Annotated in this window: 5 protein-coding genes; 3 read left to right on the top strand and 2 right to left on the bottom strand. The window is 35.1% G+C overall.

Annotation, left to right across the window (positions count from 1 at the left end):
- Positions 1-2489, bottom strand: a 2489-nt coding sequence (locus BLQ19_RS07760) for an Ig-like domain-containing protein (protein ID WP_139150219.1), incomplete at its 3' end; no start/stop codon positions are given.
- 348 nt (positions 2490-2837) lie between these two features.
- A complete protein-coding gene (tatA, locus tag BLQ19_RS07755; protein ID WP_024482250.1) occupies positions 2838-3026 on the bottom strand; it encodes a twin-arginine translocase TatA/TatE family subunit in 189 nt (62 codons plus the stop codon).
- 197 nt (positions 3027-3223) lie between these two features.
- Here tatA and BLQ19_RS07750 point away from each other — a divergent pair, with 197 nt between their 5' ends.
- From BLQ19_RS07750 to BLQ19_RS07740, 3 genes are all read left to right on the top strand, one after another.
- Entirely contained in the window at positions 3224-4093 is an 870-nt protein-coding gene (locus BLQ19_RS07750) for a M23 family metallopeptidase (protein ID WP_024482251.1), read from the top strand.
- Positions 4094-4099: 6 nt separating this feature from the next.
- Positions 4100-5596 (top strand): GH3 family acyl-acid amido synthetase, encoded by a 1497-nt coding sequence (locus BLQ19_RS07745; protein ID WP_074537940.1) that lies wholly within the window; start codon positions 4100-4102, stop codon positions 5594-5596.
- A gap of 78 nt (positions 5597-5674) precedes the next feature.
- Positions 5675-7360: a DUF6909 family protein gene (locus tag BLQ19_RS07740; RefSeq protein ID WP_074537939.1), complete on the top strand. Its 1686-nt coding sequence runs from the start codon at positions 5675-5677 to the stop codon at positions 7358-7360.
- The last annotated feature ends 5 nt before the right edge of the window (positions 7361-7365 follow it).

The raw sequence follows: 7365 nt of genomic DNA, 5'->3' as shown, positions 1-7365 counted from the left end.
GATGCTGTTAAGGCACTTGCTGTATCATTCTCACAATACTCAACATCACTCACTGTGGGTGCTGATGGTAAGGCATACACTGTTACTTCAATCTCAGATCGTGGACTCTCACAACCACTAGAATTTGTTTGTGTTACGTAGTATGAAGTTGTACCTGCAGTTAAAGTACTTGGGGTTGGTGCTGTTGAATTACCCGTTCCGCCAGTTGCTACAGTATACCATAAAATATTTGTACCACTTGCTGTTAACGCACTTGCAGTACCGTTCTCACAATACTCAACATCACTCACTGTGGGTGCTGACGGTTGTGGGTTTACGGTTAATACTCTCTCTTCTGAAAATGCATCGTCACAAGTTAATGTTGCACTCGAAGAAACTAATCTATAAGTAGTATTATTTAAAGTTATAGGCGCAGCTGTAATTACTAGTGAAGAAGTTGACGTATTACTATATGGACTCGCATTAGTTAGGTTTACCCAGTTTGAACCATCAAAAATTTGCCATTGATAGGTGCTAGCATTGGAAATTATTGCAGTGAAAGTAGCGTTTTCGAACTCACAAATCTCAGCATTTAGAGGTTGGCCCGTAACCATAGGAGGATCATTTACAATTATTCTCAATCTTCTTCTAGTACTTTCACAAGTAGAGGTTGTTTCAGTTTGAGTAACCCAATAATCCGTAGTACCAGCTGTAGTTGTTTCAGGAATGGTAGTTCCTACAAGTTCATTTCCACCCGTAGCTGCATCATACCAAGTTAAGTTTGATCCTGACTGAACATAGTTATCTAATTCTTGGGCAGTATCTCCTAGACAATAAGTAATAGTATTAGCTGTCAAGGTGGGTCTTACCGGCAAAGCATTTATAATTACCTCTACGGCTGTTCTTGAGCTAATGCAACCTGTATAAATATCCGTTTGTTCAACATAGTAAAAGGTACTTCCTGCTGTTGTAGTACTGGGCGTAGGGTTTGACGTATACATAGTGCCACCTGTAGCTGCATTGTACCATTGCAAAGTATTCCCTGAGTCTCCAGATGCTTGTAAAGGAACAGGAGCATCACCTACACAATATTCAATGGGAGATTTGGCAGTTGGTGCATCTGGCAAAGGAAATTGATACAAATCGATAGAAATGAATGTATCACTTGAACATCCATTTACGTTTTGCGAATAAACCGAATAATTTCTAAATAACTCAGTACTATCTGGTGCTGTATATGAAGTTGTATTAGATGCGACAAGATTTCCTAAAGAATCATACCAGTTAGCGGTCTCACCTACTGATTCATCTACAGTGACACTCATTTCTGGAGGTAAATTTCCTTCACAATAAGTATATTCTGAGGATCCAGTTGGTGCATTTAAATCATTCTCAACAGTAATTGTGAATGACCTTGTTGTGAATTGATCATTAGCATCAAAAACCCGATACACAATAATTGTCGTTCCAATTTCAAAATCGTCACCATTTAGCTTTCCATTTCCGTCGGTTCTAATGAGAGAATATTCAGCTAACTCACAAGCGGTATCCGTTAAATTTGTAACAATTGTGCCTGGCAACAGTAAATCGTCTAAATAAGCAATTTGTGCCGTATTATTAAAAACAGTGGAAGAATAGCGAATTCTAATATTGTAATTCCCAGTTAGCGTAAAAGGAATGTTTTCCTGATGAACGGCTGTATCTGTATAGACTTTACTAAAAAAATCGGTTTGGACAACTGCCATTGAACTATCTAAAATATCTACATGAATTTGTGCATTATTTGCCACGGTATTTATCGAATGGGAAAATGAAATTTCACCTTCACCGTTAAAATACATAGTAGGTGTAACAATAGTACTCGTATAAAACGTAGCTAAAGATAATGAGTTTGCTATCAAATTTCTACTTCCATTTATTTGCCCACCACTATCAATAGATGTTTTGGTAAAAACGTAGCATTGATTCAATGCCGATTCAAAATCCTGAAGAACAGGCGCCTCACCCTCGCCCGCAGGACAGTTATCTGAAACCGTTGGTTCTACCCATGTATGAGTAGCTGTGCAACTATCAGGATCGGCAGTTAAAGTAACATTAGAAGGAAAAGTGTCAAATAACGGTTTTTCATTATCCTCAACTGTAACGTTAAAAGTACAGATACCCACTTCTCCAGCAGCATTCTCCGCACGGTAGACTATAGCAGTAGTTCCTGGCAAAATGTTGTCACCAGGTTGATAATTACTTGTCACTGTTACTGCATCCACTGAAGCAATAGGCGCATTCCAATTTACAATACCACCACATTGGCCGGCAGTGTAAGTTACTTGAACATTTAAAGAAGCCGTATCGCAACCTGTAAAAGTTGGTGGAGCAAATTCGAAACTATTTATAAAGGATTCATTACTTCTTTCAGAAAAGAAAAAATTTAAATCAGCTTTTGCAAAAGCAAATTGAATTGTCGATAAAAATATGAGTAGAATAAATTTATAATTTATGGTACAACTGTTCATAAAAATTAGGAATTACTACCTGGTTTTTTAACTACACGTAATGAGATAAATGAAATGCAGTTAATTGGTTAATTATTAGGTTATAACGCAAAAATAGATTTACAGATATGAAATGAGTTCTAATTTGTTGTGAATTATGATAAAATGTATATGTAAGCTTATGAAGCTGTTGTTTCCTACAATAGTCAATCTCTAAAAGCGCCCCACCATGCTATATCTATATGAGTTATCGATCAAAAACACTTTTAAATAGATTACACTTAAGGAGAGAAAAACTTAATTCTTGAGCATAAAAAAAGCCCTTAATAAAATTAAGGACTTAGCTGTTTTTTAAAAAAAATAAATATTCTATTTTTCTTCTATCTTATCTGGTGTATCCTCTTCTTTCGAGGCATCTTTAAATTCTTTAATTCCACTACCCAAACCACGCATTAATTCAGGAATTTTTTTCCCTCCAAAAAGTAATAGTACAAGAACTACTACAACCGCAATTTGCCATGGGCCGATCATTCCTAAAAAAATATTTGAAACTATCATAAACTAGATTTTAGAACCACAAATTTACTAAAAAAGTATTACACATGGTGTTAATATTTATATCGCCGAACCTTTTTTTTGAAAAAGTCCATAAAAATTTACTAAACGTATACAAATTACAGTTTAGTATTTATAAATTCGATGTAATTATAAAAAGTATTTTATCGCAGTAAGATTGTAAGTTATATTTGTGTAGTATGGCAAAAAAGAAGAAAAAAGGAAAAGATATTAAAAAAAAACTGCTTCATAAGTATCGTTTAGTAATCCTGAACGAAAATACTTTTGAGGAAAAGATCTCTTTCAAACTAAGTAGGCTTAATGTATTTATTACAGGCTCCTTATTTATCGTGTGCTTAATTGCTTTAACCACCTTACTGATAGCATTTACCCCATTGAGGGAATATATACCAGGATACTCTTCCACCAAGTTAAAAAGACAAGCGACAGAGCTCACCTATAAATCAGATTCACTGGTCACCGTATTAAATTATACCAATAAGTATTTAGATAACATTAGAAAGGTTTTAAATGGAGATATCACTAACAATCAAATTAACAGAGACTCCTTATTTGAACAGTTTAAATTAGACCCTTCTAGTGTAGATTTAACACCCATAAAAGAAGATTCTATTCTGAGGGCTCAAGTAGAATTAGAGGATAAGTATAATTTGTTTGAGCGCACCGATAAGAACGTAAATCAAATATTATTCCCTCCTATTAACGGAAGTGTATCTCAAGACTACGATCCTAAGACAAAACATTTTGCAATAGATATTGTAGCTGCAAAGGGTACTCCTGTAAAATCAGTAGCAGATGGTACTGTTATATTTTCTGAATGGACTTCAGAAACTGGTTATGTTATTATTGTAGAGCATAAAGATGGGCTACTATCTGTCTATAAACACAATGGCTCTCTCAGTAAAGAACAAGGAGATTTAGTACGTGCCGGAGAAGTTATTGCCTCTGTTGGGAATACTGGTGAGTTAACTACCGGACCACATTTACACTTTGAATTATGGAATAATTCAAGTCCAGCAAACCCAAAAGATTATATTGATTTTAAATAATTCTGCATGTCTATAAAATCTTTAGCCGCAAAAATTTTTGCCAAGAGAATTGCTAAAAAAACTCAAAAGTGGGTAGATAATCCTGTAGCCACACAGGAAAAACTGCTACAAAAATTGATTGCCACTGCTAAAAACACAAATTTTGGTAAGGATCATAATTTTGAAGCCATCAGAGACCACGGTGATTTTGTGAAAAATGTCCCTATAAGAGATTATGAAGAACTAAAGCCTTATGTAGAAAAAGTAGTTGGTGGCGCTGCAGATATCTTGTGGCCAAATAAACCCATCTACTTTGCAAAAACCTCAGGAACAACATCCGGAGCAAAATATATTCCCATAACAGAATCATCTATTAAACATCAAGTAGAGGCTTCTAGAAATGCTATTCTAAACTACATTGAAGAAACTGGGAATGCCGACTTTGTAAATGGTAAAATGATTTTTCTACAAGGTAGCCCTGTGTTGACTGAAAAAAATGGCGTTAAACTAGGAAGACTCTCCGGTATATCTGCCCATTACGTTCCTAATTATTTACAAAAAAACAGACTCCCAAGTTGGGAAACCAATTGTATTGAAGATTGGGATACCAAAGTAAACACGATAGTTGAAGAAACTATACATGAAGATATGACGGTAATAGCCGGTATCCCCTCCTGGGTACAAATGTATTTTGAAAAATTAAATACCGTTGGGAATAAAAAAGTAGGAGACTTATTTAAAAACTTTAACCTCTTTATTTATGGGGGCGTTAATTATGAACCGTATAGAGCAAAATTTGAAAATCTTATTGGAAGAAAAGTAGATAGTATAGAACTATTTCCAGCAAGTGAAGGTTTCTTTGCCTATCAAAACTCTCAGAAAGAAAAAGGAATGCTACTCCTCCTAAATTCAGGAGTTTTCTATGAATTTGTAAAATCTGATGAGTTCTTTGAAGAACATCCAAAACGAATCACGATAAAAGATGTAGAAGTTGGAGTTAACTATGTGATGATCATCTCAACAGATGCCGGTTTATGGGCGTATAATCTCGGTGATACCATTCAGTTTATTTCATTAAAACCCTACAAAATTATTGTCTCTGGTAGAATTAAACATTTTATTTCTGCTTTTGGGGAGCATGTAATTGGTAAAGAGGTAGAATCTGCAATGCAAAAAGCCATTGAAGAAACAGATGCTCGTGTAAACGAATTTACCGTGGCACCCCAAATAACACCCGAATTAAATGAATTACCTTATCATGAGTGGTTTATAGAATTTGAGAAAGAACCTACAGACCTTGCAAAATTCATAGCAATATTAGACCTTGAATTACAGCAACAAAATAGTTATTATTTTGACCTTATCGATGGAAAAATACTCCAAAGATTAAAAATTACCAGCATTAAAGAAGGTGGTTTTAATGAGTATATGAAATCCATTGGAAAGTTGGGCGGTCAGAATAAAGTACAGCGATTATCAAATGATCGAAAAGTAGCAAATGAGTTAAATACCCTTAAACGCTAGGTTAGCTTAAAGTTTTCATTCAGTTAAGAATTATAAATCTGAATAATAAATCGTAGTTTTACAAGAATTTTTCAATACATGAGCAAGACAACAAATACCACTAGAGCGCAAGAATCTACCAATGCTATTGAGCGTTTGTACATTACAATGCGTCATTTATTCAATCGTGGTTTTTATAAACCTATGGGTGTTTCGGGAGAAACCCTACGCAATGCATTACTTCAATTAAGGCCAGAAATTTATGGAACCATTGCGGAGGAAAAAGCTGAACTAAGTGGGTTAATATATGTTTTAGAACGATTACCAGAAGGAATAGAGCAGTGTAGATTTATAAACCTTACTTCTGATGAAGGGTACGGGAAGTCTCATTTTGAAGCTATAGTTCCGCCAAAGAGAAGACGTAATTGTTACCGTATTGATGACGAACAAATGAATATTGAAATTACCAGAGGTAGATCTGATATTTATGATATTCTTACCCATTTAACCTTCTTATTTATAGAATCTTATAAGATTGCAACCCGAGTAATTATTGAAGATACCGGTACTACAATCCGCGATTGGGGGAAATTAGAAAATGCAATTAGCAAATCTAAGCTCACACAAGCAGAACGTGAAATTGCCATAATCCATACGGCAAATATTCTTGGGCGCTCTTTTGCAGAGATCATAGAAGTCTATGAAAAATTTGCGACGAAAAAGAATCCAGATCGTTTTCTGAAGATTATTTACTGGCTAGGAAAATTAGCCATTGAAGAAGAGTTAACTGGTGACAAACGTGCTATAACCTTTACGCCTCTATTAAGAGAGCGACTAGGACACCATATTCATGGAGAACGTTGGTCTGATGCAATAAAAGAAACCTTAAACACCGCTGGTTTATTAGATAGGCCCATTCATATTATTAGTGCCAACATGCACAGTGTAATGAATTCATTATTCGCTAGAAAAGCGCTGAAGAAGGAATTTCCGAATAATGATTCCTTAGAAATTTATGAAAAATTAAGCTCCTCTGAAAACTCAGCACTAAGAAACAAAGTAACAGCCGTTGCAGTTAAAAATGGCATGATTGCTATTGATGATGTATCTGGTACTAACATAGATGTTCAAATATTTGACACGGCTAAGTTTACTGATGATGTTTGTAGTTACGCATTTAGCAAAGACATTCCCGGCGAAAAAAAACCTATTATCTTCGTAATGGACTATGCTTTTGGAGAACAAGCGTATGAAACTATTGATGAGCTATTAAAGCCGTATAAGGTTAAAAAGAATCAGCCCGTTTTCATAGATGTACATTCCATTTCAATTATGGGGAAAGCAGGAATATTAGAAGGCGGAAAAGGAGATTTAATGATCCCGACAGCGCATGTATTTGAAGGAACAGCAGATAATTATCCTTTTAAAAATGAGTTAACTGCCGACGATTTCACGGGCAATGGATTGAAGGTTTTAGAGGGTGCCATGATTACTGTTTTAGGAACTTCGTTACAGAATAAAGATATCTTGAAATTTTTCCACGCATCTACTTGGAATGTTATTGGTTTAGAGATGGAAGGTGTCCATTATCAAAAAGCAATACAATCTGCTTCAAAAGTACGTAAAAGTATACGTGAAGATGTTAAGGTACGTTATGCCTATTACGCCTCAGACAACCCGCTTGAAACAGGAAGCACTTTAGCTTCTGGCGGATTGGGTACTACTGGAGTAAAACCAACCTATTTAATTACTGATAAAATTTTAGAACAAATATTTAAGTCATAAGTAAG

It is taken from the genome of Cellulophaga baltica (genome assembly GCF_900102165.1).
In the GTDB taxonomy this organism is placed as follows: Bacteria; Bacteroidota; Bacteroidia; order Flavobacteriales; family Flavobacteriaceae; genus Cellulophaga; species Cellulophaga baltica.
The sequence above is the reverse complement of the archived record's forward strand: the minus strand, read 5'-3'. Positions and strand labels throughout refer to the sequence as shown.

Coding starts and splice junctions, on each gene's coding strand:
- tatA (WP_024482250.1), bottom strand. CDS start 3,026: ATGATAGTTTCAAATATTTTTTTAGGAATGATCGGCCCATGGCAAATT.
- BLQ19_RS07750 (WP_024482251.1), top strand. CDS start 3,224: ATGGCAAAAAAGAAGAAAAAAGGAAAAGATATTAAAAAAAAACTGCTT.
- BLQ19_RS07745 (WP_074537940.1), top strand. CDS start 4,100: ATGTCTATAAAATCTTTAGCCGCAAAAATTTTTGCCAAGAGAATTGCT.
- BLQ19_RS07740 (WP_074537939.1), top strand. CDS start 5,675: ATGAGCAAGACAACAAATACCACTAGAGCGCAAGAATCTACCAATGCT.